This window comes from Halomonas sp. BN3-1 (genome assembly GCF_003056325.1).
Lineage (GTDB): Bacteria > Pseudomonadota > Gammaproteobacteria > Pseudomonadales > Halomonadaceae > Halomonas > Halomonas litopenaei.
This window is the reverse complement of sequence record NZ_PYVV01000004.1, coordinates 287957-313899: the sequence shown is the minus strand read 5'-3', so window position 1 is coordinate 313899 and position 25943 is coordinate 287957. Positions and strand designations below refer to the sequence as shown.

Genomic DNA, 25943 nt, shown 5'->3' with positions numbered 1-25943 from the left:
CAAGACGACGTCCGGGTGCCGCCCTCCGTCCACGTGTCTACTGCAGGGACCGCTCGATGGCATCGCCCACCAGGACCACCGAACACATTCGCCAGCAGCTGGAGGATCGCATCCTGCGCGGCAGCTATCCGCCCGGACACCGACTGAACGAGCGCGACCTGGCCGCCGAGTTCGCGGTCTCTCGCACTCCCGTCCGTGAGGTCATTCGGATGCTCACCTCCGAGGGCCTGGTCGAACACCGTGCCAACCAGGGCGCCTTCGTCCGGCGCAATTCGCTCAAGGATATTCTCGACATGTTCGAGATGCTGGCGCTGCTGGAGTCCTCCGCTGCCCGGCTAGCGGCGCGCCAGAGCACCGCCGATGACATTCCCCCATTGCTGCAGGCGGCCCAGGAAACCATCGACACCGCAGCAATCACCGCCGAACGTTACACCAGCGCCAACAGGGCGTTCCACGAAGCGATCTATCGCCTGGCCGCCAACGAGACCCTGGCCGGCCAGATCACCGATATCCGACGCAAGATCGAGCCCTATCGCGGGCACATCCACCGCATCGCCGGCATGCGCAGCATGTCGGCCGAGGAGCATCTCGAGATCGTCTCGGCCATCGCCGACAAGCGTGAGGGAGCGGCGGCGGATGTGATGTTTCACCACCTGGACATGCAGCGAGCGGAGTTTTCCGGCTTCGTGTTCTCGCTGACCAAGGCGCTGGCGTAGTCCGCGCCATGGCGGCGACCATCGGCCGGCACCACAGACGACAACGCCCCCGCGGCCAGGCCGCGGGGGCGTTGCTGTGACGGCGTCACGATCACCGCTCGCTCGCGCGAGCGGTGCCGAATCAGTCCTCTTCGGGCTGACTGGGCGCCGTGTGCACGTGGGGCGCAAGCTGCTTGATCAGCGCCTTGAACAGGCGCGGGTTGGCGGCCATCAGGGCGCCTTCGATACGCACCGAGGGCTGGCCATCCGGTGTGCCGATCAGGGCACCGGACTCCTTGAGCAGCAGCGAACCGATGTCTAGGTCCTGCTCCTCGACTCCCAGCACGAAGGCGGCGTCGGCACGACCGGCGGCCAGACGGGCCATGTCGAGCAGGCCACAGGCGCTGGCTTGAAGCTGTTCGGCCTGGGGGCCGAGCTGCTGCACCAGGGTCAGGTAGGTCGGCAGAAAACGCGAGCGCAGGTAGGTATCGGGAAGCCCCAGCGACAGGCGGGCGCCAGCGGCGCTCTTGATCTTGGACACACGCAGACGCTTGCCATTGAGCTGGGCGCCACGGCCACGGCTGGCAAGGTATTCGTCATCGCTGAAGGGGCAGATCACCACCGCGTGCTCCGGACGGCCCTTGATCAGACATACCACGGACAGGGCGAACTCAGGGGACGCCACACTCAGGTTCGAGTAACCGTGGAAGGGTTCGATGCGCCACAGGATATCCGCGCCTTCGCCTTCACCGGCACGGTGGGGCGTGTAGCGACCGACGACCCCGTGCTGGGGATAACCGCGGGTCAGCTGGCGGGTAATCAGGGATTCGGCGTTGCGAGCGGTGTCCTCGAGTAGACGGTCGAGGTTGTGCTCGTCGTGGGCATTCTCGATTCGTTCGCGAATGCGCAGAAACTGTTCGCCGGCGCTGCGGGCAGCGCGCAGGGCGTACTGGACCATCGGATGCATGATCGGGCCTTGGGAGTCGGTGGTGTTAAAGAACGGAGTCGACGTGGGTAACTGACTCGGCGCGAATCCTAGCAGACCACGGGCATGAATGCCACGCACTTCGCCCCAGCGCGCATCTACCCATGCTAGACTGGCGCCCCTGGCGCTGCCGACCGGTCCGCCATCAGCGCCATTGCATCGGTGACCGAAGACGTCACCGCATCGGTCATTGAATAGACCACTGCACCAACCACCGCATCAACCCGCCGCGTCGTTACAGGATCTTCCATGCTCGAGCGCATTCGCATCGTTCTCATCGGCACCAGCCACCCCGGCAATATCGGCGCCACCGCCCGCGCCATGCACAATATGGGACTCGCCGATCTGGCCCTGGTCGCACCACGCTGCGAGGTCATCACCGCCGACAGTGTGTCCCGCGCCTCCGGGGCAGATGCCCTGGTCCACGACGCTCGGGTGGTCGACAGCCTCGAGCAGGCGGTCACCGACTGCACCCTGGTGGTGGGAGCCAGCGCGCGCTCGCGCACCTTGCCCTGGCCGATGATCACCCCGCGTGAGCTGGGCGAGCGTCTGCCCGCCGAGCTGGCCACGCCCGAGGCCCGGATCGCGCTGGTCTTCGGCCGCGAGGACAGCGGCCTGTCCAACGCCGAACTGCAACGCTGCCACGCCCACGTCCACATCCCCACCAATCCCGACTTCAGCTCGCTGAACCTGGCCGCGGCGGTGCAGGTGCTGGCCTACGAATGCCGCCTTGCCTGGCTGGCCCAGGCTCAGACCCAGAATAAGCCAGGCCCGGCACAGGCTCAGACCCAGAATAAGCCAGGCCCGGCACAGGACGATGAGGAAGAAGCGCAGCCACTGGCCAGCCACGAGGAGCTGGAGCACTATTTCGCTCATCTGGAACGCGCGCTGATCACCATCGGCTTCCACGACCCGGCGAAGCCTCGCCAATTGATGGCCAGGCTGCGCCGAGTGACCCTGCGCTCGCGCCCCGAACGCATGGAGCTCAACATCCTGCGTGGCATCCTCAGCGCCACCGAGAAGGCCGCAGGCGGCCAGGCGCTGGGCGCCCGGGGTAGCGAGCCGGAATTACAGCGAGAACATGACACGCATCAGGGCCAGAAGCCGACCCAGGACTAGCCCGAACCAACAGCAGGATCAGCGCCAGGCCGGCGGCTCTGGAGCGACACGGCGTCCACCTTCGAGCCGCTGAGCTTAACCAGATCACTGACTCGACAGGTGGCAGGCTTGAATGGCCCACCACCAGCCCCCACTATGATTCTCTTGACCGACTCAGGGACCGCCGCATGTTTCAACGCCTACGCGAAGACATCAACAGCGTATTTGCCAGGGATCCGGCGGCGCGCAACTTTCTTGAAGTCCTGACCAACTATCCTGGCCTTCACGCATTGCTGCTGCACCGGATCTCCCACCAGCTGTGGAAGCGCAATCTCAAATGGATCGCGCGTACCCTGTCGACGCTGGGCCGCTGGTTCACCGGCATCGAGATCCACCCCGGCGCCACCATCGGCCGGCGCTTCTTCATCGACCACGGCATGGGAGTGGTGATCGGCGAGACCACCATCGTCGGCGACGATGTCACCCTCTACCAGGGCGTGACCCTGGGCGGCACCAGCTGGAACAAGGGCAAGCGTCACCCGACCCTGGAGGACGGCGTGATCGTTGGTGCCGGCGCCAAGATTCTCGGTCCCTTCACCGTCGGCGCTGGCGCCAAGGTCGGCTCCAACGCGGTGGTCACCAAGGAGGTGCCCGCCGGCGCCACCGTGGTCGGCATCCCCGGCAAGATCGTCCAGCGCCGCGACCCGGACAGCGACCCGGGCCTCGAGGTCGACCCGGCCCGTCGCGAGGCGATGTGCCAGAAATTCGGCTTCGACGCCTACGGCATGAGCCAGGACATGCCCGACCCGGTGGCCAAGTCGATGCAGGCCATGCTCGACCATATGCACGCGGTGGATGAACGCATCAGCGGCATGTGCAAGACCCTGAGGCAACTGGACCACAGCTACCGCGACGGCCAGATGCCGGAGATTCGCGACGAGGACTTTGCCGAGATACTGGAAGACGTCGACCGCGCCTGCGCGCCGGTGATCGGGCGTGACGCCAACGCCGATATCCTGGGCTCCGACACCGCCACCAGCGGCACCGAAAGCGCCAGCGGCAATGAAGACGTCGGGCCAGGCACCTCCGACCCAGGCACCTCCGCCCCAGGCACCTCCGACCCAGACACCACCGACCCAGGCACCACCGACAAGGACAGTGCCGGCGGCAGCGAGACGGCCAATGACGCCGAGCACGGGGCCGAGCGGGAAGACGAGGCGACGACGGCACGCCGCCAATAGTTGACCACGACACTCGGTCTTTCCCATAATATCGCTTTGATCCAAGCGTCGTCGGCTACCGACCACGCCCACACTTTCCGGACCGCCGACCCATGTCGGCGTCGAGGGTTCGCCCCATGCGCCTGACCACCAAGGGACGCTACGCTGTCACCGCCATGCTCGACATGGCGGTCAACGCCGACCAGGGCCCGATCTGCCTGGCCGACATCGCCCGGCGTCAGCAGATCTCGCTGTCCTACCTCGAGCAGCTGTTCGCCCGCCTGCGGCGCGCCGGCCTGGTCGACAGCGTGCGCGGGCCAGGCGGTGGCTACCTGCTGGCGGAGCCGGCAGCGTCCATCTCGGTGGCCCGGGTCATCGATGCGGTCAAGGAGTCGGTGGACACCACCCGCTGTGGCGGTCTGTCCGACTGCCAGAAGGGCGACACCTGCCTGACCCATCACCTGTGGTTCGAGCTGTCCGAGCGCATCCAGGACTTCCTCGACGGCGTCACCCTGGGCGAGCTGGCCGAGCGCCAGGAGATCGCCGAGATCGCCGGGCGTCAGCGCCGTCGCCAGCACAACGACGACATTGTGACCTCGGCGCCCTGAGCTAGACTTTCGCCCCTCTGCCCGCCAACGATGACATCGCCATGACTTCACCCGTCTATCTCGACTACGCCGCTACCACCCCGGTCGACCCCCGTGTCGCCGAGGTCATGAGTCGGCATCTGACCCTCGAGGGCACCTTCGCCAACCCGGCGTCGCGCAGCCATATGCCCGGCTGGCTGGCCGAGCAGGCGGTGGAAAACGGCCGGCGCCAGGTCGCCGACCTGATCAATGCCGACCCGCGAGAGATCGTCTGGACCAGCGGCGCCACCGAGGCGGACAATCTGGCCATTACCGGCTTCCTCAGGGCCAACCGCGACAAGGGCCGCCACCTGGTCACCTCCATCATCGAGCACAAGGCGGTCATCGATACCGCCAAGGCGGCAGAGCGAGAGGGCTTTGACGTCACCTGGCTGACGCCCCAGGCCGACGGAAGCGTCAGCCCTGGCCAGCTGGCCGAGGCCATGCGCCCCGACACCGTGCTGGTATCGCTGATGGCGGTGAACAACGAACTCGGCACCATCAATGACATCGCCGCCCTGGCCGAGGTGGCCCATGACCACGGCGCCATGATCCACGTCGACGCGGCCCAGGCGGTGGGCCGCATCGACCTCGACGTGGGGCGAAGCAAGGTCGACATGATGTCGCTGTCCGGCCACAAGGCCTATGGCCCCAAGGGCATCGGCGCGCTCTATGTGCGGCGTAGCCCCGATCTTCGTCTCGAGGCGCTGATCCACGGCGGCGGCCACGAACGCAGCATGCGTTCCGGCACCCTGGCGACCCACCAGATCGCCGGCATGGGCGAGGCCTTCGCGCTGGCGGCGAACGAAGGCGAGGCCGATCAGGCACGTATCCAGAGCCTGCGGGATCGCCTGCTCGAGGCCATCGCCGATCTCGACGGCGTGCACTGCAACACCCGCCTCGAGGCCTCGGTGCCCAACATCATCAACCTCGGCTTCGAGGGCGTCGACGGCGAGTCGCTGCTGATGGCGCTGCGCGACATCGCCCTGTCGACCGGGTCGGCGTGCAACTCGGCCAGCGTCGAACCGTCCTACGTGCTCCAGGGCATCGGGGTGCCGCGCCGCCTGGCGCTGGCCTCGCTGCGCCTGAGCATCGGACGCTTCACCAGCGAAGACGACATCGACCGCGCAGGCCAGGCCCTGCGCACCGCGCTGATTGGCCTGCGCCAGCGCGCCATGCCGTGAGGCCTGAGCCCCGCGCCATGCCTTGAGACATGCCTTGAGAACATCACCCTTCGACAGGCAGCGCACGACAGAGACAGTTTCGGTGACTGCCGCCCAGGCGGCAGCGCCCGACCCAGGAGAATGATATGGCACACCTGAAGATCACCCCCGCCGCGGCCGACCAGATCCGCCGCGTGCTCGACGAGCGAGGCCAGGGGCTTGGACTGCGGGTCTCGGTCAAGCCCAGCGGCTGCTCCGGCTACAGCTACGTCCTCGACTTCGCCGACGACGTCCAGGCCGACGATGCCCTGTTCGAGGAACACGACGCTCGGGTCTATGTCGCCCCGGAAGCGCTCGAGATGCTCGACGGCAGCGAGGTCGACTACGTCAACGAGGGGCTGAACCGGTTCTTCCGCTTCAACAATCCCAACGTCAAGGACGAGTGCGGCTGTGGCGAGAGCTTTACCGTCTGAATTCGCCGTGATAGCGGCAGGACTCGCCGGCGCCGCGACGAACAATTGTGTTCAAGGCGCCACGAGGACGCTATAATCTGCGCTCTTCGGCGCAACACGCCGCATCGCTTCGTTTTCCCGCGTCGCGCCGCCCCGGTCCCCGGGGCGGCGCGACGCCATCTACCTGGCATCCATGCCCACTTCCTGGGCCCAACTACTGGAGAGTTTCATGGCTACAGAGCGCACTCTGTCCATCATCAAGCCCGACGCCGTCGCCAAGAATGTCATCGGCGAGATCATCACGCGCTTCGAGAAGGCCGAACTGAAGGTCGTCGCCGCCAAGATGGTTCACCTGTCCCAGGAGCAGGCCGAAGGCTTCTACGCCGAGCACAAGGAACGCCCCTTCTTCGGCGACCTGGTGTCCTTCATGACCTCTGGTCCGGTCGTGGTGCAGGTGCTGGAAGGTGACAACGCTATCGCCAAGAACCGCGAGCTGATGGGCGCCACCAACCCGAAGGAAGCCGACGCCGGCACCATCCGCGCCGACTTCGCCTCCTCCATCGACGCCAATGCCGTCCACGGCTCCGACTCCCCCGAGTCCGCCGAGCGCGAAGTGAGCTACTTCTTCGGCGCAGACGAGATCTGCCCGCGCTAAGGGCGTCGGGGTCCGACCCTCGTGATTGCGGCCCCATCGGTGAACGGATGCCCCTGGCATCCGTTCGCTCCTTTCTGCCCACCGACCCGCTGAACCTGCCATGACCACCACCGCTGCTCCCCAACGCGTCAACCTGCTCGGCATGACCCGAGAAGAGATGGAAGCCTTCTTCCTCTCCATCGGCGAGAAGAAGTTCCGTGCCGCCCAGGTGATGAAATGGATTCACCACGAAGGCGTCGACGATTTCGCCGCCATGACCAACCTGTCCAAGGCGCTGCGCGCACGCCTCGAGGAAACCGCCGAGGTACGCGGTCCCAAGGTCGTCTATGAAGGCGCCTCCAAGGACGGGACGCGCAAGTGGGTAGTGGAGGTCGAGGACGGCAGCTACGTCGAAACCGTGCTTATCCCCGCCGACAACGGCAAGCGCCGCACCCTGTGTGTGTCATCCCAGGTCGGCTGCTCGCTGGACTGCAGTTTCTGCTCCACCGGCAAGCAAGGCTTTCAGCGTAACCTCACCAGCGCCGAGATCATCGGCCAGGTATGGGTCGCCTCCAACAGTGGCGGCTCACGCAAGGACAGCGCCAATCGTCCGGTCACCAACGTGGTGATGATGGGCATGGGCGAACCCTTGATGAACTACGACAACGTCGTGCCGGCGATGAAGCTGATGCTCGACGATCAGGGTTACGGCCTGTCGAAACGCCGTGTCACCCTGTCCACCTCCGGGGTGGTACCGATGCTCGACCGCCTGGGCGACGAACTCGACGTCAGCCTGGCGATCTCGCTGCACGCCGCCAATGATGCGCTGCGCACCGAACTGGTACCGCTCAACCGCAAGTACAACATCCGCTCACTGCTGGACGCCTGCCACCGTTATCTGGCCAAGTGCGACGACACCCGCCAGGTCACCATCGAATACACGGTGATCAAGGACGTCAACGACCAGCAGGAGCATGCCCGTGAACTGGCGGAGCTGTTGAAGGAACTGCCCTGCAAGATCAACCTGATCCCTTTCAACCCCTTCCCCCATTCCGGCTACGAGAAGCCCTCCCGCAACCAGGTGATGCGCTTCCAGCGCTGGCTCTACGAACTGGGTCATACCGCGCCGATCCGTTCGACCCGGGGCGATGACATCGACGCCGCCTGCGGCCAGCTGGTAGGACGGGTCAAGGATCGTACGCGTCGTCACGAACGCTACATTCAGTCGATCCAGATCGACGCCGACTGACCCTGCCGTCTTGACTTCATTCCGGCACGGCGCTTTGATATTCGGGCCTTTTCCTGCCCACGGGCGGGTGTCGCCAGACGCCTTCCCGCCACGGCCAAGCAGCGGGAGTACGACAACGCCATGACGTGCCAGGCAGACAGCTCAAGCGCCGGCCTGCGCGGCCTGGTCATCGGACTGGCCATCGCGCTCCCCCTGACGCTGACGCTTGCCGGCTGCGCCGTCGCCGTGCCCCAGTCCGACGAGTCCCCCGCCGTCGCCTATCGCAACCTCGGCGAAGCCTACCTGCGCCAGGGCAACCTTCCTCGCGCCACGGCGGCACTCGATCGCGCCGTCTCGCTCGATCCCGATGACGCCGCCGCGCTGCAGGCCCTGGCACTGATTCACCAACGCCAGGGGGAAGCGGCGCTGGCGGACGAGTTCTTTCGACGCGCCCTCGATGAAGACCCGAACTTCACCCGGGCACGCAACAATTACGCCGCCTTCCTGTATGATCGGGGGCAAACCGGTGAGGCCTGCGAGCAGCTTGAACAGGCCAGTCACGATATACACTATGCCCACCGGGCCCAGCTGTTTGCCAACCTGGGACGCTGCCGGTGGGAACTCGGCGAGGTCGAGACGGCCAGGGCGGCGCTGGAGCGATCCCAACGCATCGACTCGAGCCTGCCCGCGAGCCACTTGACCCTCGCCGAACTGGAATACGCACAGGGCAACCTTATGCGCGCCCGATCACAGCTGGATCGCTTCGTGAGCCAGGCGGGATGGACCACCGCCGCCAGGCAGCTTGCCGCTAGCCTGGGAGACGCCGACACCGGCGCCCGGACATCGGCCGAACCCGACCAGCCTTCACGCGCGCTTTGATCACTGTTTACACGATGAAGGAAGCTCAGCCATGAGCGACAGTCAGTACACCGACTCCGAGGTCTCCTTGTCCAAAACGCCCTCCGGGGACGCCTCTCCCGGCGCCTTGCTGTGCCATGAACGAGAGAGCCAGGGGCTGACCCGCGAGGAAGTCGGGGCAGCCCTCAACCTCCGTCCCGCCGTGATCGAGGGGCTGGAGATCGACAACTACGATGAAGTGCCGGTGGTGACCTACCGACGCGGCTACCTGCGCAGCTACGCCCAGTTGCTCGGCGTCGATGTCGGCCGGGTGATGGCGCTGTATGAAGCGCGCATGGGCAACGAGGAAGTCGAGCGCAAGGTCACCCCGGTGTACATCAACAAGCCCCCCTCGCGCCTGGGCGCCTGGCTGTTTCGGCTGATGACCCTGGTGGTCATCGCCGGCCTGATCGGGCTGACCCTGATGTGGTGGCAGAGCCGTGGTGGCAGCGAGCCGCCCGAGGTCAGCGACAACGGCCCGGTCTCGGTGGACACCATCGACGGCAACGCCGCGGTCAGCGACGAGGGCACCGAGGGCGACGACAACCTGCCCCCGCTGCCCGCCGAGGACAGCGAGATGGGACTGGTCGATGGCGAGCAGGCCAGCGCCGACAGCGCTGCAGAAAGCGCCAGCGCCGAGCCTGGCGCCTCGACGCCGAGCACCGTGGCGGCCACCGAAGCGGCTGCCGCCGAAGCCAGCGAGCCCGCTGACGCTAGCGCCAACGACAGCACCGACCAGGCTGCAAGCGCTGGTGCCGACGACGCCAGCGACGAGCAGACAGCTAGCGTCGACGATGCCCAGGGCGCCGAGGATGAGGACGCCGCCGAGGCCGCGCCGGCTGCCGACAGCCGTCGTATCCTCAAGCTGACCTTCAACGAGCAGTCCTGGACCGAGATCTTCGACAGCACCAATACCCGTGTCTTCGTCGGCCTGCAGTCCCCGGGCACCGAAGCCACCGTGGAGGGCGAGCCGCCCTTCCGCATGACTGTCGGCAACGCCACCGGCGTGGAGTTGTTGTGGGGCGGAGAAACCGTCGACCTGCAACAGCGCGCCGGCAGAAACAATGTCGCCCGCTTTACCCTGGGAGAGTGATTGATCGCCATGCATTCGCACTCACCGATCAAAAGACGCCAGTCACGCCAGATTCATGTCGGTTCGGTACCGGTCGGGGGCGACGCTCCCATCTCGGTGCAGAGCATGACCAACACCGACACCCTGGACGTCGAGGCCACCCTTGGCCAGATTCGTGCCCTCGAACAGGCCGGCGCCGATATCGTACGCGTCTCGGTGCCGACCATGGACGCCGCCGAGGCCTTCGGTCGCATCAAGCAGGGCACCCAGGTGCCGCTGGTGGCCGACATCCACTTCGACTACCGCATCGCCCTGCGCGTGGCTGAGCTCGGCGTCGACTGCCTGCGCATCAATCCCGGCAATATCGGCCGTGAAGACCGCGTCCAGGCGGTGGTCTCCGCCGCCCGTGACAACGGTATCCCGATCCGTATCGGCGTCAACGCCGGCTCGCTGGAGAAGGACCTGCAGAAGAAGTACGGGGAACCGACGCCGGCGGCCCTGGTCGAATCGGCGATGCGCCATATCGATCACCTGGATCGCCTCGACTTTCCCGACTTCAAGGTCAGCGTCAAGGCCTCCGACGTGTTCATGGCGGTGGCCGCCTACCGTGACCTGGCCTCACGCATCGAGCAGCCGCTGCACCTGGGTATCACCGAGGCAGGCGGTCTGCGTTCGGGCACCGTCAAGTCCTCCATCGGCCTTGGCATGCTGCTGATGGACGGTATCGGCGACACCATCCGGGTATCGCTGGCGGCGGATCCGGTCGAAGAGGTCAAGGTCGGCTTTGACATGCTCAAGAGCCTGCGCCTGCGGGCCAAGGGTATCAACTTCATCGCCTGCCCAAGCTGTTCGCGTCAGAACTTCGACGTCATCAGCACCATGAACGCCCTCGAAGAGCGCCTCGAGGATGTGATGACGCCGCTGGACGTGGCCGTCATCGGCTGCGTGGTCAACGGCCCCGGCGAGGCCAAGGAAGCCGATCTGGGTCTGACCGGCGGCACCCCGGCCAACCTCGTCTACATCGACGGCAAGCCCGCCAGCAAACTGCGCAATGACCACCTGGTCGACGATCTCGAGGCGCTGATTCGCCAGAAGGTCGCCGAGAAGGAAGCGACAGAACGCGACGTCATCGCTCGCCTGTAACGCTCTCGCCCGGTGAGGCCGGGCGAGGGCCGTGACTACGGCGAGACCAAGGAGCAAGTTTTGAGCAAGAAGATCCAGGCCATCCGTGGCATGAATGACCTGTTGCCCGACGCCTCGCCGGTGTGGCAGTACTTCGAGTCCCAGGTTCAGGCGCTGATGAGGCGCTACGGCTACAACGAGATCCGTACCCCTATCGTCGAGCAGACGGCCCTGTTCGCCCGCTCGATCGGCGAGGTCACCGACATCGTCGAGAAGGAGATGTACACCTTCGAGGACCGCAACGGCGACAGCCTGACCCTGCGCCCCGAGGGTACCGCCAGCGCGGTTCGCGCGGCGATGGAACATGGCCTTCTGTACAACCAGACCCAGCGGCTGTGGTACACCGGCCCGATGTTCCGCCACGAGCGCCCGCAGAAGGGCCGCTACCGTCAGTTCCATCAGGTCGGGGTCGAGACCTACGGCCTGGAAGGCCCGGACATCGACGCCGAAGTCATCTTGCTGTCGGCGCGTCTGTGGAAGCAGCTCGGCCTGTTTGATCACGTCACCCTGGAGCTCAATTCGCTGGGCTCCAACGAGGCGCGCGCGGCCTACCGCGACACCCTGGTGGCCTACTTCGAGCAGCACCGCGAGGTCCTCGACGAGGACTCGCTGCGCCGCCTGACCAGCAACCCGCTGCGTATCCTCGACTCGAAGAATCCGGCCATGGCCGAGATGCTGAGCCAGGCACCCCAGCTGATGGATCACCTGGATCAGGAGTCCCGCGAGCACTTCGAGACGCTGACCGCGCGACTCGACGCCGCCGGCATCGACTACGTGATCAACCCGCGCCTGGTGCGCGGTCTCGACTACTACTGCCGCACCGTGTTCGAGTGGACCACCGACGCCCTCGGCAGCCAGGGCACCGTGTGCGCCGGCGGACGCTACGACGGCCTGGTCGAGCAACTCGGCGGCAAGCCGACCCCGGCGGTGGGCTTCGCCATGGGCATCGAGCGTCTGATCCTGCTGCTCGAGACCCTGGACATCGTGCCGCAGGAGGCCCGTGCCCCGCTCGACGCCTACGTGCTGGGCATGGACGCCAGCACCGACGGCGACGCCATGGCCCTGGCCGAGCGCCTGCGCGATGAACTGCCGGCCCTTGGCGTGCAATTGCACTGTGGCGGCGGCAGCTTCAAGAGCCGCATCAAGAAGGCCGATCGCAGCGGTGCCCGCCTCGCCCTGCTGATCGGCGAAAACGAACGTGAAAACGGCCAGGTGGCGATCAAGTTCCTGCGTGACGACCGCGAACAACGCGTGGTCGAGCAAGCGTCCTTGGCCACCACCCTGACGAGCCTGCTGTCCGAGTGACGGCACGACCATTAGAAGGAGACCGCCCGTGGCGGAGCTGAGAACCGAAGAAGAACAGCTTGAGGCGATCAAGCGCTGGTGGAAGGAAAACGGCACCTCGCTGCTCGCCGGTGCGGTACTGGCCGCCGCTGGCGTGTTCGGCTGGAACGCCTGGCAGGACTACCAGCAGGGGCAGGCCGTGGCCGCCTCCAGCAGCTACCAGCAGCTTCTTGACCTGGCCAGCCGCGACAGCCTCGACGACGGGGCCCTGGCCCAGGCCCAGGGGCTGGTCGACACCCTGCAGGAAGACCACGACGGCACCCTGTACAGCGAGCTTGCGCTGCTGCTCGAGGCCCGCCTGGAGGTCGACGCAGGCGATGTCGAGGGCGCCCGCGAGTCGCTGGAGACCCTCATCGAGGGCAGCGACGATGGTTACCTGACCGGCCTCGCCCGCCTGCGCCTGGCGCGCCTGCAGAGCGCCGAGGGCAACCACGAGACCGCCCTTGCCACCCTCGACGGTGACATCCCCGAGGCCCTGGCCGCCCAGCGCGACAACGTGCGCGGCGACATCTACCACGCCACCGGCCAGCACGACCAGGCCGCCGAGGCCTGGCAGAGCGCCCAGTCACTGGCCGAAGAAAGCGGTCAGCCGCTCTACGGTATCTCGCTCAAGCTCGACGACCTCGGTGATCAGGAGGCCACCCTATGAAGACCCCGTTTAACCGAACCCGGATCGCCCTGGCGACCGCCGTCACCCTGACCGCCCTGCTGACCGGCTGCGCGAGCAAGTCCGAGCCCCAGTATCCGCCCAAGGAGCTCAAGGACTTCGCCGAGTCCACCCGGGTCGAAACCCGCTGGAGCGAAGGCGTGGGCGCAGGCCTGGGTGAGGCCACCTACCCCATCGAACCCGCCCTGGCCGGTTCCACCCTGTTCGCCGCCGACGAGGAAGGCCTGGTCGAGGCGTTCAACACCGCCAACGGCGACACCCGGTGGGAGTCCGAACTGGAATCACCGATCTCCAGCGGTATCACCGCAGTGGACGGCGATCTGTTCCTCGCCACCCGCAACGGCGAGGTGGTCGCCCTCGACCAGCGCAATGGCCGGGTCAAGTGGCGTACCCGTGTGCCCAGCGAAGTGCTGGCCGCGCCCCAGCCGACCACCCAGCTGTTGATCGTGCAGGCGGTGGACGGCACCGTGACCGCCCTGGATCGCCTGTCCGGTGACCGCCAGTGGGTGTTCAGCGCCAATATGCCGTCGCTGACCCTGCGCAGCACCGGCACCCCCACCGCCATCGATCAGGTGACCTTCGCCGGCTTTGCCAACGGCCGTCTGTCGATCATCGACAACCGCTCGGGCCAGCAGATCTCCGAGCGCACCATCGCCGTGGCCACCGGCATGAATGACATCGACCGTCTGGTCGACCTGGCCGGCCAGCCGGTGCTGACTCCGGACGGCCGCCTGTTCGTGACCAGCTTCAATGGTCGCCTGGTGGCGCTCAACGCCCAGAGCGGCGAGACCCTGTGGTCGACGCCGTTGTCCAGCTACCACACCCCGGTGCTGGTGGGCGAGACGCTTTACGTGGTCGACGAGGCCAGCCGCCTGATCGCCTTCGACGCCAACAGCGGCAACGAGCTGTGGCGCCTGGAGGACCTCTACGGTCGCTCGGTGACCGCCCCTGCCTTCGCCGACGGCCGCATCGTGCTCGGCGACGCCGAAGGCTATGTGCACTTTATCGACGCCAGCAGCGGACGCCTGGTCGGCCGCACCCATATCGACGGCTCAGGCATCAGCGTGCGCCCTCTCACCGACGGCAAGCGCGTGTACGCCCTGGCCAATGACGGAAGCCTGGAGGCTCTGGACATCCGCCCATGACCCCCGTGATCGCACTGGTCGGCAGGCCCAATGTGGGCAAGTCGACCCTGTTCAACCGCCTGACCCGCTCTCGCGACGCCCTGGTGGCCGATTTCCCCGGCCTCACCCGGGATCGCAAGTACGGCAACGGTATGCTCGGCAACAAGGCCTACACCGTCATCGACACCGGCGGCATCAGCGGTGACGAGGAAGGCATCGACGCGGCCATGGCCGAACAGTCGCTGCAGGCCATCGACGAAGCCGACATCGTGCTGTTCCTGGTGGACGCGCGTGCCGGCCTCAATGTCGCCGACGAGGCCATCGCCAACCACCTGCGGGTCAACCAGAAGAAGACCTGGCTGGTGGTCAACAAGACCGACGGCCTCGAGGAACACTCGGCCATGGCCGACTTCTGGCAGCTCGGTCTCGGCGATCCCCGGCCCATCGCAGCGGCCCACGGCCGTAATGTCACCGCGCTGATCGACGAGGTGCTCTCGCCGTTCCCCGAGCGCGACATGGACATCCCCGCGGACACCGGCAGCAAGGGTATCCGCATCGGTGTCATCGGTCGTCCCAACGTGGGCAAGTCGACCCTGGTCAACCGCCTGCTGGGCGAGGACCGGGTGGTGGTATTCGATGAAGCCGGCACCACCCGCGACGCCATCGAGATCCCCTTCGAGCGTCGCGGCAAGCCCTACGTACTGGTCGATACCGCCGGCGTCCGGCGGCGCAAGAACGTCACCGAGGTGGCCGAGAAGTTCTCGATCATCAAGACCCTGGACGCGATCAAGGAGTGCCACGTCGCGATCATGGTGCTCGATGCCCGCACCGGCCTGGTGGAGCAGGATCTGCACCTGCTCGACTATGTGCTGACCTCTGGCCGCGCGCTGGTACTGGCGGTCAACAAGTGGGACGGCCTGGAAAGCGAGGCCAAGGACAAGATGCGCGCCGAGATCAAGCGCCGTCTGGGCTTCGCCGATTACGCCGAGCTGCACTTCATCTCGGCCTTGCACGGCACCGCCGTGGGCGACCTGTACCCGTCGCTGGAGCGCGCCTTCGCCTCCGCCAACAGCCACTGGTCGACCAACCGTCTGACCACGCTGCTGCAGGACGCCGTCGAGCAGCACCAGCCGCCGATGGTCCACGGCCGCCGGATCAAGCTGCGCATGGCCCACCAGGGCGGCAGCAACCCGCCGATCATCGTGGTCCACGGCAACCAGACCGACAAGCTGCCCGAAGCCTACAAGCGCTACCTGACCAACACCTTCCGCAAGGTGCTCAAGGTCCGAGGCACGCCGATGCGCTTCGAGTTCCGCTCCGGCAAGAACCCCTACGACCGACTGGCCGAAGCCTCCGACAAGGAAAAGGCCAAGAAGCGCGAACTGGGGCGCACCAAGGAGGCGCGCAAGAGCCGCCGCTAAGCGTCACCGGCGTCACTCGCCGCTCTTTCGCCCCTGGTGTTGAACGACAACGAAACGCCCGGTCCCTCGCCAGAGGAACCGGGCGTTTTCGTGCACGCATGCTGCCGGATGTCGAGACCATGCCTCGCTCGCTGCTGAGCCTGGCCTGCAAGCCTGCGGCAGCGCCTCAGGCTTGCTCTGCCAGGCGACGAGCCCCTACCCAGTCCAGCGCAAACTGGTAGGCACAGCGGCCGCTGCGTCCACCTCTCATGGTGGCAAAGCGGGTGGCCGCCACCGGCGCTTCGTCATCCCAGTCCTGCGGCTGGCCCAGGCGCTCGACCCAGTGGCGACAGGTATCGAGATAGGTCTCCCGGTTGAACGGATGAAACGCCAGCCACAACCCGAAGCGGTCGGACAGCGAGATCTTCTCCTCCACCGCATCGCCGTGGTGCAACTCCTCGCCGTCCGGCGTCAGGTGGCTCTGCTGGTTGTCGCTCATATGCTCCGGCATCAGGTGGCGCCGGTTGGAGGTGGCGTAGATCAGCACGTTTTCCGGGGGGCCGGTCAGGGTGCCGTCGAGGACACTCTTGAGCGCCTTGTAGGCGTCGTCGGATCCTTCGAAGGACAGATCATCGCAGTACACCACGAAGCGCGCCGGTTCGTGACGCAACTGCTCCACCAGCAGCGGCAGTCCGGCCAGGTCGTGGCGGTCCACCTGGATCAGCCGCAGACCTTCGTCAGCCAAGGTGTTGAGCAGCGCGCGCACCATCGACGACTTGCCACTGCCACGAGAGCCCCACAGCAGCGCGTGATTGGCCGGCAGGCCACGCAGAAAGGCCCGCGTATTGGCCAGCAGCTCGCGCTTCTGGCGCTCCACCCCGACCAGGTCGTCCAGGCTCAGGGCATCCCGAGGCGGCACCGGCACCAGTTGCCCGCCGAGGGCGTGGCGCTGCCACAGCGCAGCGACGTCACGACGCCAGTCCACCGCAGGGCGGGGCTCGGGCAGCCAGGGTTCGACGCGATCGAGAAGGGCCAGCAGACGCTGGGCGAGTTGAGTGTCCATCGGGGCAGGTGTCCTTGTAACGAATGATGGCCGCCGGTCAGGGTCTGTCGCTGGTTAGCGACCGGCCGTGCACTACCTTTGCTGTTGACCCTTCCAGCAGTCCGGGTATCTTGAGGCCAGTTGCCACCGATTCTACACGCTCGGGCTCGACCCCGGCGGATCATGACAAGGAGACCCCCCATGCGCTGGATGAAGGCCGTGGGCGCCTGCGCCCTGATGGTTACCGTTGCTGCCTGTTCCACCTCACCCACTGGTCGCTCCCAGATGCTGTTGCTGGACGAACAGCAGCTCAGCCAGATGGGGGCCCAGGCCTTCGACCAGTACCAGCAGGAGCTGCCCACCGTGAGCGGGCGCCAGCTCGAGTACGTGCAGTGCGTGACCCGCAACGTGGTCCAGGCGCTGCCGGAAGACCAGCGCAATCAGAACTGGCAGGTCAAGGTGTTCGAGTCCGAGGACGCCAACGCCTTTGCCCTGCCGGGCGGCTACGTGGGGGTCAACACCGGCCTGCTCGACGTCGCCACCAACCAGGACCAGCTGGCCACCGTCATCGGCCACGAGATCGGCCACGTGCTGGCCCACCACGCCAACGAACGCGCCTCCACCGAAAGCGCGACCCAGCTTGGCATGTCGGTGGTCGGTACGGCCCTCGGCTCCCAGGGGGTCACCGGCAGCGACCAGCTGATGGCGGCCATGGGCATGGGCGCCCAGTACGGCATCCTGCTGCCGTTCTCGCGCAGTCACGAGAGCGAGGCCGACACCATCGGTCTGCAGCTGATGGCCGACGCCGGCTTCGATCCCCGCGCCAGCGTCCAGCTGTGGCAGAACATGAGCGCCGCCGGCGGCGGCCAGCCGCCGGAGTGGATGTCCACCCACCCGGCACACGGCAACCGTATCGCCGGGCTCGAGGCGGGCATGAACGACGCCATGGCACGCTACGAGCAAGCCCAGGCCCGTGGCCTGACGCCCAGCTGCAAGGCGCCCTGAACCAGAACAGCCCCTGCCCTGCAGCCTGTCAACAGGCTGCTGACAAGGGGGCATCTATCGCCGAGGCCTCTATTCCTGGAGGCCTCTATTCCTGGAGGCCTCGGCTCCCGTCACTTCCACACTTCGTTGGTGCCATGAAACTCACCTCCACCAGGCTCGGCCTGATCCTGCTCGTCGTGCCCATTGTGGTGTTGTTGACCCTGTTCTTCCTGGAACTCGGCGATATCCGCCAGTGCGAACTGGTCGACCAGGGCCACTGGAACTACCTGGCCGGCCACTGTGGCGACACCCCTTCGCCCTTCGTTCCCTGGATCGTTCGCAGCCCCTGGCTGGTCAACGGTGGCCTGCTGGTGTCGGTGGTCGGGCTGGGGCTGTGCATGCTGGGGCTCTACCGTCGACGCGGCTGAAACGCGGCGCGTGGCTGGTGACTGACGACCAGGGGCTGACGGCTCCTGACCGACGACATCGACGACATCGACGCCCAACGACAACGGCGCCCCATGGCAGTGAGCCAGGGGCGCCGTTGTCGTTGCTGCCGATGTGTCCGCGAAAGCGGCTTCAGGCGGCGTCGAGCTCGGCCCGCAGCTTTCGATGCAGTGGGCCGGTATCCGGCGTGACGCCACGCCAGCGTTCAAAGGCCGCCGCCGCCTGTTCCACCAGCATGCCGAGACCATCGCTGGTGCTCGCCCCTCGCTCGGCCGACCAGGCCAGAAACACCGTCGGCTCGGCGCCGTACATCATGTCGTAGGCGACAGCCCCCTCATTGAAGAGATCCTCCGGCAGCGGCGGCAGGTCACCGGCAAGGCTTGCGCTGGTGCCGTTGATGACCAGGTCATAGCGCTCGTCAGCGGCGTCGTAGCCGCCGCCCTGGATGGGGCCCAGGTCGGCGAAATCCCGCGCCAGCGCCTCGGCCTTGGCGGCGGTGCGGTTGGCCAGCCGCAGCGAGGCGGGACGTCGCGACAGCAACGTTTCCAGCGCGCCGCGCACCGCGCCTCCGGCACCCAATACCAGAATACGTGCACCCTCAAGCCTTACCTGCTGGCGCTCCAGGTCCGCCACCAGGCCAATACCATCGGTATTGTGACCCTCGACGCTGCCATCGGCCTTGAGCGTCAGGGTGTTGACCGCCCCGGCCCGCTGCGCCTGTTCGCTCAGGCTGTCGCACAGCCGGTAGGCGTCTTCCTTGAACGGCACCGTCACATTGGCGCCGCGCCCGCCCTCGGCAACAAAGGCGCGCCAGGCTCCGCCGAAGTCCTCCAGTGGCGCCTCGATGGCGGTGTATTCCAGCGATTCACCGGTCTGCTCGGCAAAGGTGCTGTGGATCACCGGCGATTTCGAATGCCCCACCGGATTGCCGAACACACAGTAACGATCGTTCATCGGACGGTTAACCTCGCTCTTGACGTTGTCGTATGCCGCATTGTGACCGCTGACGGTCATCGCGCTTGGCTCGAGGCCTCTTCACCAAGCCAGTCCCGGGGCACCAGATAGGCATCCAGCGCCGCCTCGGGAGAGCCGGGCTGCGGCTGGTAGTCGTACTGCCAGCGCGCCAGCGGCGGCATCGACATCAGGATGGACTCGGTGCGACCGCCGCTCTGCAGGCCAAACAGGGTGCCACGGTCCCAGACCAGGTTGAATTCCACGTAGCGACCTCGCCGATACAGCTGGAATTCACGTTCGCGCTCGCCCCAGGAGGTATCGCGACGACGTTCCACGATGGGCAGATAGGCGTTCAGGAAGCCATCCCCTACCGCGCGCTGAAACGCGAAGCAGCGGTCGAAGCCCCCCTCGTTGAGGTCATCGAAGAACAGACCGCCGACACCACGGGTCTCGCCTCGGTGCTTGAGGAAAAAGTAGTCGTCGCACCAGCGCTTGTAGCGGTCGTAGACGTCGTCACCGAACGGCTGGCACAGCTCATGGGCCACCCGGTGCCAGTGACAGGCGTCTTCAAACTGGGGGTAGTAGGGCGTCAGATCGAAGCCGCCGCCGAACCACCATACCGGCGCCTCGCCCTCGGCACTGGCGATGAAGAAGCGCACATTGCCGTGGCTGGTGGGTACGTGGGGATTACGCGGATGCAGCACCCAGGACACCCCCACCGCCTGAAAGCCGCGCCCGGCGAGTTCCGGTCGTGCTGCGGTGGCCGCCGGGGGCAGGGTCGCGCCGTGGACGTGGGAGAAATTGACCCCGCCCTTTTCGAACAGCGCGCCTTCCTCGATGACCCGGGAACGGCCGCCGCCGCCTTCCTCACGCACCCAGTCGTCTTCATGGAAGCGCCCTTCGCCGTCGGCCTCGGCCAGGGCCTCGCACAGGCGATCCTGCAATTCCAGCAGGTAGCGTTTGACCTCTTCGAGATTGGGCTCGGACACGTCTGCTCCTGTTGTTAAGTAAAAAGCGATGAGTAAAAACGATGAACAAAAGCGATGCGTAAAAAGGTGCGCCCAGGGCCGGGCCGAGAGCCATGTCAGTGGCGCAGGGTCTCGCGGCTTAGCAGGTCACGGATGGTGCTGGGGCGAGGATTGCCGCCCAGCTCTCCCGGCACGACCGCGTCCAGCTCGTTGCCGAAGATTCGCCGAATGTCCGCTTCGCTCATGGCCGGCGCTTCTCCTGCCCGGTTGGCCGAGGTGGACACCAGCGGCCCGCCGAAGGCACGACACAGCGCCTGTACACCGGGATGATCGCTGACCCTCAGCGCCACCTTGTCGTGGCAGCCTCGTACCAGCGACGGGGTGCGACCATTGTCCGGCACCAGCCAGGTGTTGGGGCCCGGCCAGCTGGCGACAAGAGGCGCATGAAGGTCGGCCGGCAATCCTTCGAGCCAGGGAGCAAACTGCTCGATGGTGGCGGCGATCAGGATCACCCCCTTGGCCGGGTCACGGCGCTTCAGGCGCAACAGCCGGGTCAGCGCCTCTTCGTTGTCGGGATCGCAGCCCAGGCCCCAGACGGCCTCGGTGGGATAGGCAATGACACCGCCACGACGCAGGGCGTCGACGACGGGCACGAGGGCGGAATCGGAATCACTCATGGGGTCGTTATCTGAATCGGTACCGAATCGAAAGATCAGGGTAGGGAGTCTCGTTGCGCCATGCTAGCACGGCGTCGGGACTTGCGTCGCACGCCGCTGTCGCCGCCGACGTAGACGATCCGCCCGTTCCCCCACGGCCATGGGCACCCTGTTCGGCCGGGCCTCGTCATCGGGCGGCTAGCCCTTGCCCCCATCCAGGCGCACCCAGCCGCCGGCCACCAACCCGGCCTGTCCTGCGATCTCGAGCAGCGTCAGTTCACGCTGGCAGGCGGCCACATCGCATCCCGCCAGCCCCATCAGATCGTCCACCGCCAACGGGGTGGCGCTCAGCAGATCGAGCAGCTTGCGACCCGGGGAAGGCGCGGGCCTTGCCCCGGTGCGCTCGGAGGCGCTGTCTAGAGGACTATCGACAGGATGATCGCCAGGGCTATCTACAGGACTATCTACATGGCGATCTACATGGCTATCTATATGACCATCGGCGGCACCAGCCGCAATGCACTGCGGGGTCGCGCGTCGCGGCCCCCAGCACGCCAGTTCCTCGAACAGGTCGTCGGGGTGTCTGACCAGGGCGGCGCCCTCGCGGATCAGCCGCAGGCAGCCCCGGGCCTGGGGCGAGTGGATGGAGCCGGGTAGCGCCAATACCTCGCGGCCCTGCTCGCCGGCCAGGCGGGCACTGACCAGCGAGCCGCTGTGTTCGGCGGCCTCCACCACCAGCACACCGCAGGACAGCCCGGTGACGATGCGGTTGCGTCGGGGAAAATCCCCCGAGCGAGGCCGCGTGCCGGGAGGAGACTCCGCCAGCAGCAGACCACCGTCGTCGCGAAGGCGCCGATACAGGGCGCCGTGCTGGCCGGGATAGACCACGTCGACGCCGCCGGCCAGCACCGCGATACTGCGCCCCCCAAGATCCAGCGCCGCCGCCTGGGCGGCACCGTCGATGCCGAGCGCCATGCCGCTGACCAGACACCAGCCGGCCTCCGCCAGCGCCACCGCAAAACTGCGCGCATTGACCAAGCCTTCGCGGGTGGGCCGCCGCGACCCCACCAGGGCAAGCCTCGGCGGTATCAGGGCATCGAGATCGCCAAGCGCCCACAGCAGCACCGGCGGGTCCGGGATCTGGTCGAGCAGGGCCGGCCAGCGCGGATGATCGGGATGCAGCAGGTGGCGCGCCTCGGCCCGCTCATGGAGGCGACCTCCATTGGCAGCGCTGCGCTCTTTGCTGCCGTCTTGGGCGGCTTGTGAGCCTTGGCTGGCTTGGCTGGCTTGGCTGGCGTGAAGCTCCCCGGCCTCGCCGGCCAGCCACGCCTCGGCCTGCTCGATCAACGCCGTCAGCGGGCTGCGTCTGGGATGATCCAGCCACAAGCGCAGTTCCGCCGCGGCCCCGGGCGGCAGCCGGGCCAGCCAGCCACCGGGCCAGTCAGGGTTTAACTGGCGCAGGCGAGCCAACCGTCGTGGGCCCACCTGAGGCAGTGCGTTCAACGCCATCCAGCGTGCGAAGCCAAGTTCCATGACAGAGCCCTCCCTGGCCGAGTGCCGGCAGTATAGGCAGGCAGGCGCGACACGCCTTGGCGGTCTTCGCCGTCTCGGCTCCAGGCGGTGCGCGACGGCGATTCTGGCATGTTATAGTAGCGACCTATCACGCTCATTGGCGCCAACGACTAGGGTCACCCCCGGCGTCGTCCTAGAATGGGCAACACGAACCGAACGAATAACGGTGGTACCACAGCATGGCCAGACTCCCTATTCTCGAGTTTCCCGACGAGCGGCTGCGCAACAAGGCAGTGCCCGTCGAAAACGTCGATGACGAGGTCCGCCAGCTGGTCGATGACATGCTGGAGACCATGTACGCCGCACCGGGTATCGGCCTCGCCGCCACCCAGGTGGACGTGCATCGCCGAGTCATCGTGATCGACGTCAGCGAAGATCAGTCCACCCCGTTGGTGCTGATCAACCCCGAGGTCACCCCGCTGGGGGACGAACGGGAACCGATGCAGGAAGGCTGCCTGTCGATCCCCGAGTACTACGCCGAGGTGCCGCGCGCGCTGCGGGTAAAGCTGAAGGCTCAGGGACGCGACGGCGAGCCCTACGAGCTCGAAGCCGACGGACTGCTGGCCCACTGCATCCAGCATGAGCTCGACCACCTCGAGGGCGTGCTGTTCGTCGACTACCTGTCACCGCTCAAGCGTGACCGGGTGATGAAGAAGATGCAGAAGCGTCATCGCCAGATGCAGGGCGCCTGAGCCGCTGCGCAGCCCTCAGGCCGCCGCCATCTCGGCCCAGAAATAGCCATTGCCTCGGCCCCGCAACCGCCTACGACGAAGACCGACAACGTGAATCACGTTGTCGGTCTTCGTCGTTTCGCCCGTCTCCGTTACTATTGTCCCCGCATTCTTCGGCCAAGGCCCTGAACATGACCCGATCGCTGCGCGTGATCTTCGCTGGCACGCCCGACTTCGCCGCCGAGAGTCTCTCGGCGCTGCTGGCCAGTCACCACCAGGTGATTGCCGTCTATACCCAACCCGATCGCCCCGCCGGACGCGGCCGCAAGCTGACGCCAAGCCCGGTCAAGTCGCTGGCGCTGGAGCACGGCCTGCCGGTGTACCAGCCCGAGCGGCTCAGGGACGAAGCCGAACAGCGCGCCCTGGCCGCGCTGGACGCCGACGTCATGGTGGTGGTGGCCTACGGCCTGATCCTGCCGTTGCCGGTACTCGAGGCACCGCGCCTGGGCTGCCTCAACGTCCACGCCTCGCTGCTGCCGCGCTGGCGCGGTGCAGCGCCGATTCAGCGGGCGATCGAGGCCGGCGATGACGAGAGCGGCGTCACCATCATGCAGATGGACGAGGGACTCGATACCGGCGACATGCTGATCATCCGGCGCACCGAGATCCTGCCCACCACCACCGGCGGCGAATTGCACGATCGCCTGGCCGAGATCGGTGGCAAGGCCATGGTCGAGGCCCTCGACCGACTTGCCGACGGTGAGCTTGCCGCCACGCCGCAGCCCGAACAGGGCGTCACCTACGCCTCCAAGCTCAGCAAGGCCGAGGCCGAGCTGGACTTCGCCCAGCCCGCCGCGACCCTGGCCGCCCGGGTGCGCGCCTTCAATCCCTGGCCGGTGACCTGGTGCGCGCTGGGCGATGAGCGTCTACGTATCCACCTGGCCGAGCCGGCCGATGGCGGCGCACCAGAGTCGCCCGGCACCATCACCCGCGCCGACTCCGAGCTGCTGGTGGCCTGTGGCGCCGAGGGCCGCGAGCGCCTTCGCATCACCCGGGCCCAGCTGCCCGGCGGCAAGGCGCTGGCGGTATCCGAGCTGTTGCGCGCCAGGGCCGAACGCTTTCCCCAGGGCACGCTGCTGGGACGTCCTTTCCCGGAGACCTCCGCATGAGCGATTCTCAACCCCCACGCGATCGCAAGCCACCCCACCATGGCCGTCGTCACGCCAACGCCCGACGCGACATGGGTGACTGTGTCCGCGCCGCCGCAGCCAAGGCGCTGGTGCCGGTGATCACCGGCAAGGGCTCGCTGGCCACCCTGGACGACCATCAGGTGGTGGCCCGCGACCGTGCCCTGTTCAAGGCCATGTGCTTCGGCGTCTGCCGCACCCTGCCACGGCTCGAGGCACTGGCCGCCCAGCTGCTCGAGAAACCGTTCAAGAGTCGCGATGCCGACATTCAGGCGCTGCTGCTGCTGGGCGCCTATCAACTCCTGTACCTGCGCATCCCGGCCCACGCGGCGGTAGGCGAGACCGCCGGTGCCGCGCGTCTACTCGGCAAGGCCTGGGCCACCCGGGTGCTCAACGGCTGTCTGCGCCGGCTGCAGCGCGAGTCGTCGACGCTGGAAGCCGAAGTCGACCGTGACCCGGCGGTGGCGCTGTTGCACCCACGCTGGTGGCTCAAGTCGCTGCGCCAGGCCTGGCCCGATGACTGGCAGGCGATCTGCGAGGCCAACAACCAGCCGGGACCGATGACCCTGAGGGTCAATCGTCGCCACAACGACCGCGAGCAGTACCTGGATATCCTCGACGGTGCCGGCATCTCCGCCAGGCTATGCGCCCACGCCCCGGACGGGCTGGTGCTGGAGACCGCCCGCGACGTGGAGGCCCTGCCCGGCTTCGCCCAGGGCCACGTCAGTGTCCAGGACGAGGCCGCCCAACTGGCTGCGGTGCTGCTTGGCCCGGTGGTGGCACCGCGGCCGGGTGCGCGCGTGCTCGACGCCTGCTGCGCCCCCGGTGGCAAGACCGCTCACCTGCTCGAGCTGTTCGACGTCGACCTGCACGCCATCGACTCCGATGCCGCGCGCCTGGCACGGGTGGAAGACACCCTGACTCGTCTGGGCCTGTCGGCGACCCTGGCCCAGGGCGACGCCACCGAGCGTGACTGGTGGGACGGCACCCCGTTCGACGCCATCCTGCTCGACGCCCCCTGCTCCGGCAGTGGCGTCATCCGCCGTCATCCCGACATCAAGCGCCTGCGTCGGCCCAGCGACATTGCCCAGCTGGCCCAGCTTCAGCGCGCGTTGCTCGACAATCTGTGGCCGCTGCTCAAGCCCGGCGGCACCTTGCTCTACGCCACCTGCTCGGTGCTGCCGGAAGAGAATCGCGACCAGATCCGCGACTTTCTCGCGCGCACCCCGGACGCCAGCGAGCAGATGCCCGACGGCATCGCCTGGGGCCAGGTTTCCGGGGCCGGACGCCAACTGTTACCGAAGGTCGACAGCCATGACGGCTTCTTCTATGCCAGACTGGTGAAGGCGGGCCGCTAGTCCGACCAGGACGTCGGCCTGGCCGCCCGTGACCTATGCTTCTCCAACAGGGAGTCTGTATGAGCCAACACGTCTACAAGCAGATCGAGTTGACCGGTTCCTCGGAAACCAGCATCGAAGATGCGGTACAGCGGGCCATCACCAAGGCCTCGGAAACCGTGCATGACCTGCGCTGGTTCGAGGTGACCGATACCCGCGGCCATATCGAGAATGGCCGGGTGGCCCACTGGCAGGTCACGGTCAAGGTCGGCTTCACCCTCGACTGAGCTGCGAGGCTGATTCGACCCGGAGACCCACGGGACTTGCATTGCACAAGT

The 25943-nt window shown here is 66.8% G+C and carries 26 protein-coding genes and 1 pseudogene; 21 read left to right on the top strand and 6 right to left on the bottom strand.

What is annotated here, in order from left to right:
* Positions 1-56 precede the first annotated feature (56 nt).
* Positions 57-716 carry a GntR family transcriptional regulator gene (locus C9F12_RS08095; protein ID WP_045992752.1) on the top strand — a complete coding sequence of 220 codons (660 nt, stop codon included), beginning with the start codon at positions 57-59 and terminating at the stop codon, positions 714-716.
* Between the two features lie 121 nt (positions 717-837).
* On the opposite strand, the gene C9F12_RS08090 is transcribed toward C9F12_RS08095, so the two are convergent.
* Positions 838-1662 (bottom strand): inositol monophosphatase family protein, encoded by an 825-nt coding sequence (locus tag C9F12_RS08090; RefSeq protein WP_045992751.1) that lies wholly within the window; start codon positions 1660-1662, stop codon positions 838-840.
* A gap of 267 nt (positions 1663-1929) precedes the next feature.
* On the opposite strand from C9F12_RS08090, the gene C9F12_RS08085 reads away from it, so the two are divergent.
* From C9F12_RS08085 to der, 14 genes and pseudogenes are all read left to right on the top strand, one after another.
* On the top strand, positions 1930-2799 hold the full coding sequence (locus tag C9F12_RS08085) for an RNA methyltransferase (RefSeq protein WP_108448519.1): 870 nt from the start codon (positions 1930-1932) through the stop codon (positions 2797-2799).
* A gap of 167 nt (positions 2800-2966) precedes the next feature.
* A pseudogene (gene cysE / locus C9F12_RS08080) lies at positions 2967-3764 on the top strand (serine O-acetyltransferase); the annotation flags it as partial.
* 371 nt (positions 3765-4135) lie between these two features.
* Positions 4136-4606 carry an Rrf2 family transcriptional regulator gene (locus tag C9F12_RS08075; RefSeq protein ID WP_045992750.1) on the top strand — a complete coding sequence of 157 codons (471 nt, stop codon included), beginning with the start codon at positions 4136-4138 and terminating at the stop codon, positions 4604-4606.
* A 41-nt stretch (positions 4607-4647) separates the two neighbouring features.
* The gene (locus tag C9F12_RS08070; protein ID WP_045992749.1) at positions 4648-5808 is read left to right on the top strand and encodes an aminotransferase class V-fold PLP-dependent enzyme; all 1161 of its coding nucleotides are present in this window, start codon (positions 4648-4650) and stop codon (positions 5806-5808) included.
* A 125-nt stretch (positions 5809-5933) separates the two neighbouring features.
* Complete coding sequence (locus C9F12_RS08065) at positions 5934-6260, top strand: iron-sulfur cluster assembly accessory protein (RefSeq protein ID WP_045992748.1); 327 nt, start codon at positions 5934-5936, stop codon at positions 6258-6260.
* A gap of 208 nt (positions 6261-6468) precedes the next feature.
* Positions 6469-6894, top strand: coding sequence for a nucleoside-diphosphate kinase (ndk, locus tag C9F12_RS08060; protein ID WP_045992747.1), 426 nt, complete (start codon positions 6469-6471; stop codon positions 6892-6894).
* Positions 6895-6994: 100 nt separating this feature from the next.
* Complete coding sequence (gene rlmN / locus C9F12_RS08055) at positions 6995-8122, top strand: 23S rRNA (adenine(2503)-C(2))-methyltransferase RlmN (protein ID WP_108448518.1); 1128 nt, start codon at positions 6995-6997, stop codon at positions 8120-8122.
* A 120-nt stretch (positions 8123-8242) separates the two neighbouring features.
* The gene (gene pilW, locus C9F12_RS08050) at positions 8243-8980 is read left to right on the top strand and encodes a type IV pilus biogenesis/stability protein PilW (RefSeq protein ID WP_052704343.1); all 738 of its coding nucleotides are present in this window, start codon (positions 8243-8245) and stop codon (positions 8978-8980) included.
* Between the two features lie 31 nt (positions 8981-9011).
* Positions 9012-10091 carry a helix-turn-helix domain-containing protein gene (locus tag C9F12_RS08045; RefSeq protein ID WP_108448517.1) on the top strand — a complete coding sequence of 360 codons (1080 nt, stop codon included), beginning with the start codon at positions 9012-9014 and terminating at the stop codon, positions 10089-10091.
* Positions 10092-10100: 9 nt separating this feature from the next.
* Complete coding sequence (gene ispG, locus C9F12_RS08040) at positions 10101-11213, top strand: flavodoxin-dependent (E)-4-hydroxy-3-methylbut-2-enyl-diphosphate synthase (RefSeq protein WP_045992780.1); 1113 nt, start codon at positions 10101-10103, stop codon at positions 11211-11213.
* A gap of 60 nt (positions 11214-11273) precedes the next feature.
* Entirely contained in the window at positions 11274-12557 is a 1284-nt protein-coding gene (hisS, locus tag C9F12_RS08035) for a histidine--tRNA ligase (RefSeq protein ID WP_108448516.1), read from the top strand.
* Between the two features lie 28 nt (positions 12558-12585).
* On the top strand, positions 12586-13245 hold the full coding sequence (locus tag C9F12_RS08030; RefSeq protein WP_045992744.1) for a tetratricopeptide repeat protein: 660 nt from the start codon (positions 12586-12588) through the stop codon (positions 13243-13245).
* Positions 13242-14408 (top strand): outer membrane protein assembly factor BamB, encoded by a 1167-nt coding sequence (gene bamB, locus C9F12_RS08025; RefSeq protein WP_108131244.1) that lies wholly within the window; start codon positions 13242-13244, stop codon positions 14406-14408. Before C9F12_RS08030 ends, bamB begins: the two co-directional genes overlap by 4 nt.
* The gene (gene der / locus C9F12_RS08020) at positions 14405-15808 is read left to right on the top strand and encodes a ribosome biogenesis GTPase Der (protein WP_045992742.1); all 1404 of its coding nucleotides are present in this window, start codon (positions 14405-14407) and stop codon (positions 15806-15808) included. Before bamB ends, der begins: the two co-directional genes overlap by 4 nt.
* 166 nt (positions 15809-15974) lie before the next feature.
* Here the strand turns inward: der and C9F12_RS08015 are convergent, their stop codons facing one another.
* Positions 15975-16850 (bottom strand): ATP-binding protein, encoded by an 876-nt coding sequence (locus C9F12_RS08015; RefSeq protein WP_045992741.1) that lies wholly within the window; start codon positions 16848-16850, stop codon positions 15975-15977.
* 180 nt (positions 16851-17030) lie between these two features.
* Between C9F12_RS08015 and C9F12_RS08010 the strand changes: the two genes are divergently transcribed.
* Both C9F12_RS08010 and C9F12_RS08005 read left to right on the top strand, forming a co-directional pair.
* On the top strand, positions 17031-17834 hold the full coding sequence (locus C9F12_RS08010) for a M48 family metallopeptidase (protein WP_108131243.1): 804 nt from the start codon (positions 17031-17033) through the stop codon (positions 17832-17834).
* Positions 17835-17968: 134 nt separating this feature from the next.
* Complete coding sequence (locus C9F12_RS08005) at positions 17969-18241, top strand: hypothetical protein (RefSeq protein ID WP_108448515.1); 273 nt, start codon at positions 17969-17971, stop codon at positions 18239-18241.
* A gap of 151 nt (positions 18242-18392) precedes the next feature.
* Here C9F12_RS08005 and aroE read toward each other — a convergent pair whose 3' ends face one another.
* The 4 genes from aroE to dprA all read right to left on the bottom strand — a co-directional run bounded on the left by aroE (position 18393) and on the right by dprA (position 22371).
* Positions 18393-19214, bottom strand: coding sequence for a shikimate dehydrogenase (gene aroE / locus C9F12_RS08000; protein ID WP_108448551.1), 822 nt, complete (start codon positions 19212-19214; stop codon positions 18393-18395).
* A 56-nt stretch (positions 19215-19270) separates the two neighbouring features.
* Positions 19271-20203: an oxygen-dependent coproporphyrinogen oxidase gene (gene hemF, locus C9F12_RS07995; RefSeq protein ID WP_108448514.1), complete on the bottom strand. Its 933-nt coding sequence runs from the start codon at positions 20201-20203 to the stop codon at positions 19271-19273.
* Positions 20204-20298: 95 nt separating this feature from the next.
* Positions 20299-20859 carry a Sua5/YciO/YrdC/YwlC family protein gene (locus tag C9F12_RS07990; protein WP_108448513.1) on the bottom strand — a complete coding sequence of 187 codons (561 nt, stop codon included), beginning with the start codon at positions 20857-20859 and terminating at the stop codon, positions 20299-20301.
* Between the two features lie 177 nt (positions 20860-21036).
* Positions 21037-22371 carry a DNA-processing protein DprA gene (dprA, locus tag C9F12_RS07985; protein ID WP_240184201.1) on the bottom strand — a complete coding sequence of 445 codons (1335 nt, stop codon included), beginning with the start codon at positions 22369-22371 and terminating at the stop codon, positions 21037-21039.
* A 218-nt stretch (positions 22372-22589) separates the two neighbouring features.
* Between dprA and def the strand changes: the two genes are divergently transcribed.
* The 4 genes from def to C9F12_RS07965 all read left to right on the top strand — a co-directional run bounded on the left by def (position 22590) and on the right by C9F12_RS07965 (position 25892).
* Complete coding sequence (gene def, locus C9F12_RS07980) at positions 22590-23102, top strand: peptide deformylase (RefSeq protein WP_045992735.1); 513 nt, start codon at positions 22590-22592, stop codon at positions 23100-23102.
* A 170-nt stretch (positions 23103-23272) separates the two neighbouring features.
* A complete protein-coding gene (gene fmt / locus C9F12_RS07975; protein WP_108448512.1) occupies positions 23273-24250 on the top strand; it encodes a methionyl-tRNA formyltransferase in 978 nt (325 codons plus the stop codon).
* A gap of 71 nt (positions 24251-24321) precedes the next feature.
* Positions 24322-25626, top strand: coding sequence for a 16S rRNA (cytosine(967)-C(5))-methyltransferase RsmB (rsmB, locus tag C9F12_RS07970; RefSeq protein WP_045995222.1), 1305 nt, complete (start codon positions 24322-24324; stop codon positions 25624-25626).
* Between the two features lie 59 nt (positions 25627-25685).
* Complete coding sequence (locus tag C9F12_RS07965) at positions 25686-25892, top strand: dodecin (protein ID WP_045995219.1); 207 nt, start codon at positions 25686-25688, stop codon at positions 25890-25892.
* The last annotated feature ends 51 nt before the right edge of the window (positions 25893-25943 follow it).

Bases quoted from the DNA above. Each gene is read 5' to 3' on its own strand.
- C9F12_RS08095 (WP_045992752.1), top strand. From the start codon at position 57: ATGGCATCGCCCACCAGGACCACCGAACACATTCGCCAGCAGCTGGAG.
- C9F12_RS08090 (WP_045992751.1), bottom strand. From the start codon at position 1,662: ATGCATCCGATGGTCCAGTACGCCCTGCGCGCTGCCCGCAGCGCCGGC.
- C9F12_RS08085 (WP_108448519.1), top strand. From the start codon at position 1,930: ATGCTCGAGCGCATTCGCATCGTTCTCATCGGCACCAGCCACCCCGGC.
- C9F12_RS08075 (WP_045992750.1), top strand. From the start codon at position 4,136: ATGCGCCTGACCACCAAGGGACGCTACGCTGTCACCGCCATGCTCGAC.
- C9F12_RS08070 (WP_045992749.1), top strand. From the start codon at position 4,648: ATGACTTCACCCGTCTATCTCGACTACGCCGCTACCACCCCGGTCGAC.
- C9F12_RS08065 (WP_045992748.1), top strand. From the start codon at position 5,934: ATGGCACACCTGAAGATCACCCCCGCCGCGGCCGACCAGATCCGCCGC.
- ndk (WP_045992747.1), top strand. From the start codon at position 6,469: ATGGCTACAGAGCGCACTCTGTCCATCATCAAGCCCGACGCCGTCGCC.
- rlmN (WP_108448518.1), top strand. From the start codon at position 6,995: ATGACCACCACCGCTGCTCCCCAACGCGTCAACCTGCTCGGCATGACC.
- pilW (WP_052704343.1), top strand. From the start codon at position 8,243: ATGACGTGCCAGGCAGACAGCTCAAGCGCCGGCCTGCGCGGCCTGGTC.
- C9F12_RS08045 (WP_108448517.1), top strand. From the start codon at position 9,012: ATGAGCGACAGTCAGTACACCGACTCCGAGGTCTCCTTGTCCAAAACG.
- ispG (WP_045992780.1), top strand. From the start codon at position 10,101: ATGCATTCGCACTCACCGATCAAAAGACGCCAGTCACGCCAGATTCAT.
- bamB (WP_108131244.1), top strand. From the start codon at position 13,242: ATGAAGACCCCGTTTAACCGAACCCGGATCGCCCTGGCGACCGCCGTC.
- der (WP_045992742.1), top strand. From the start codon at position 14,405: ATGACCCCCGTGATCGCACTGGTCGGCAGGCCCAATGTGGGCAAGTCG.
- C9F12_RS08015 (WP_045992741.1), bottom strand. From the start codon at position 16,850: ATGGACACTCAACTCGCCCAGCGTCTGCTGGCCCTTCTCGATCGCGTC.
- C9F12_RS08010 (WP_108131243.1), top strand. From the start codon at position 17,031: ATGCGCTGGATGAAGGCCGTGGGCGCCTGCGCCCTGATGGTTACCGTT.
- C9F12_RS08005 (WP_108448515.1), top strand. From the start codon at position 17,969: ATGAAACTCACCTCCACCAGGCTCGGCCTGATCCTGCTCGTCGTGCCC.
- aroE (WP_108448551.1), bottom strand. From the start codon at position 19,214: ATGAACGATCGTTACTGTGTGTTCGGCAATCCGGTGGGGCATTCGAAA.
- C9F12_RS07990 (WP_108448513.1), bottom strand. From the start codon at position 20,859: ATGAGTGATTCCGATTCCGCCCTCGTGCCCGTCGTCGACGCCCTGCGT.
- dprA (WP_240184201.1), bottom strand. From the start codon at position 22,371: ATGGAACTTGGCTTCGCACGCTGGATGGCGTTGAACGCACTGCCTCAG.
- def (WP_045992735.1), top strand. From the start codon at position 22,590: ATGGCCAGACTCCCTATTCTCGAGTTTCCCGACGAGCGGCTGCGCAAC.
- fmt (WP_108448512.1), top strand. From the start codon at position 23,273: ATGACCCGATCGCTGCGCGTGATCTTCGCTGGCACGCCCGACTTCGCC.
- rsmB (WP_045995222.1), top strand. From the start codon at position 24,322: ATGGGTGACTGTGTCCGCGCCGCCGCAGCCAAGGCGCTGGTGCCGGTG.
- C9F12_RS07965 (WP_045995219.1), top strand. From the start codon at position 25,686: ATGAGCCAACACGTCTACAAGCAGATCGAGTTGACCGGTTCCTCGGAA.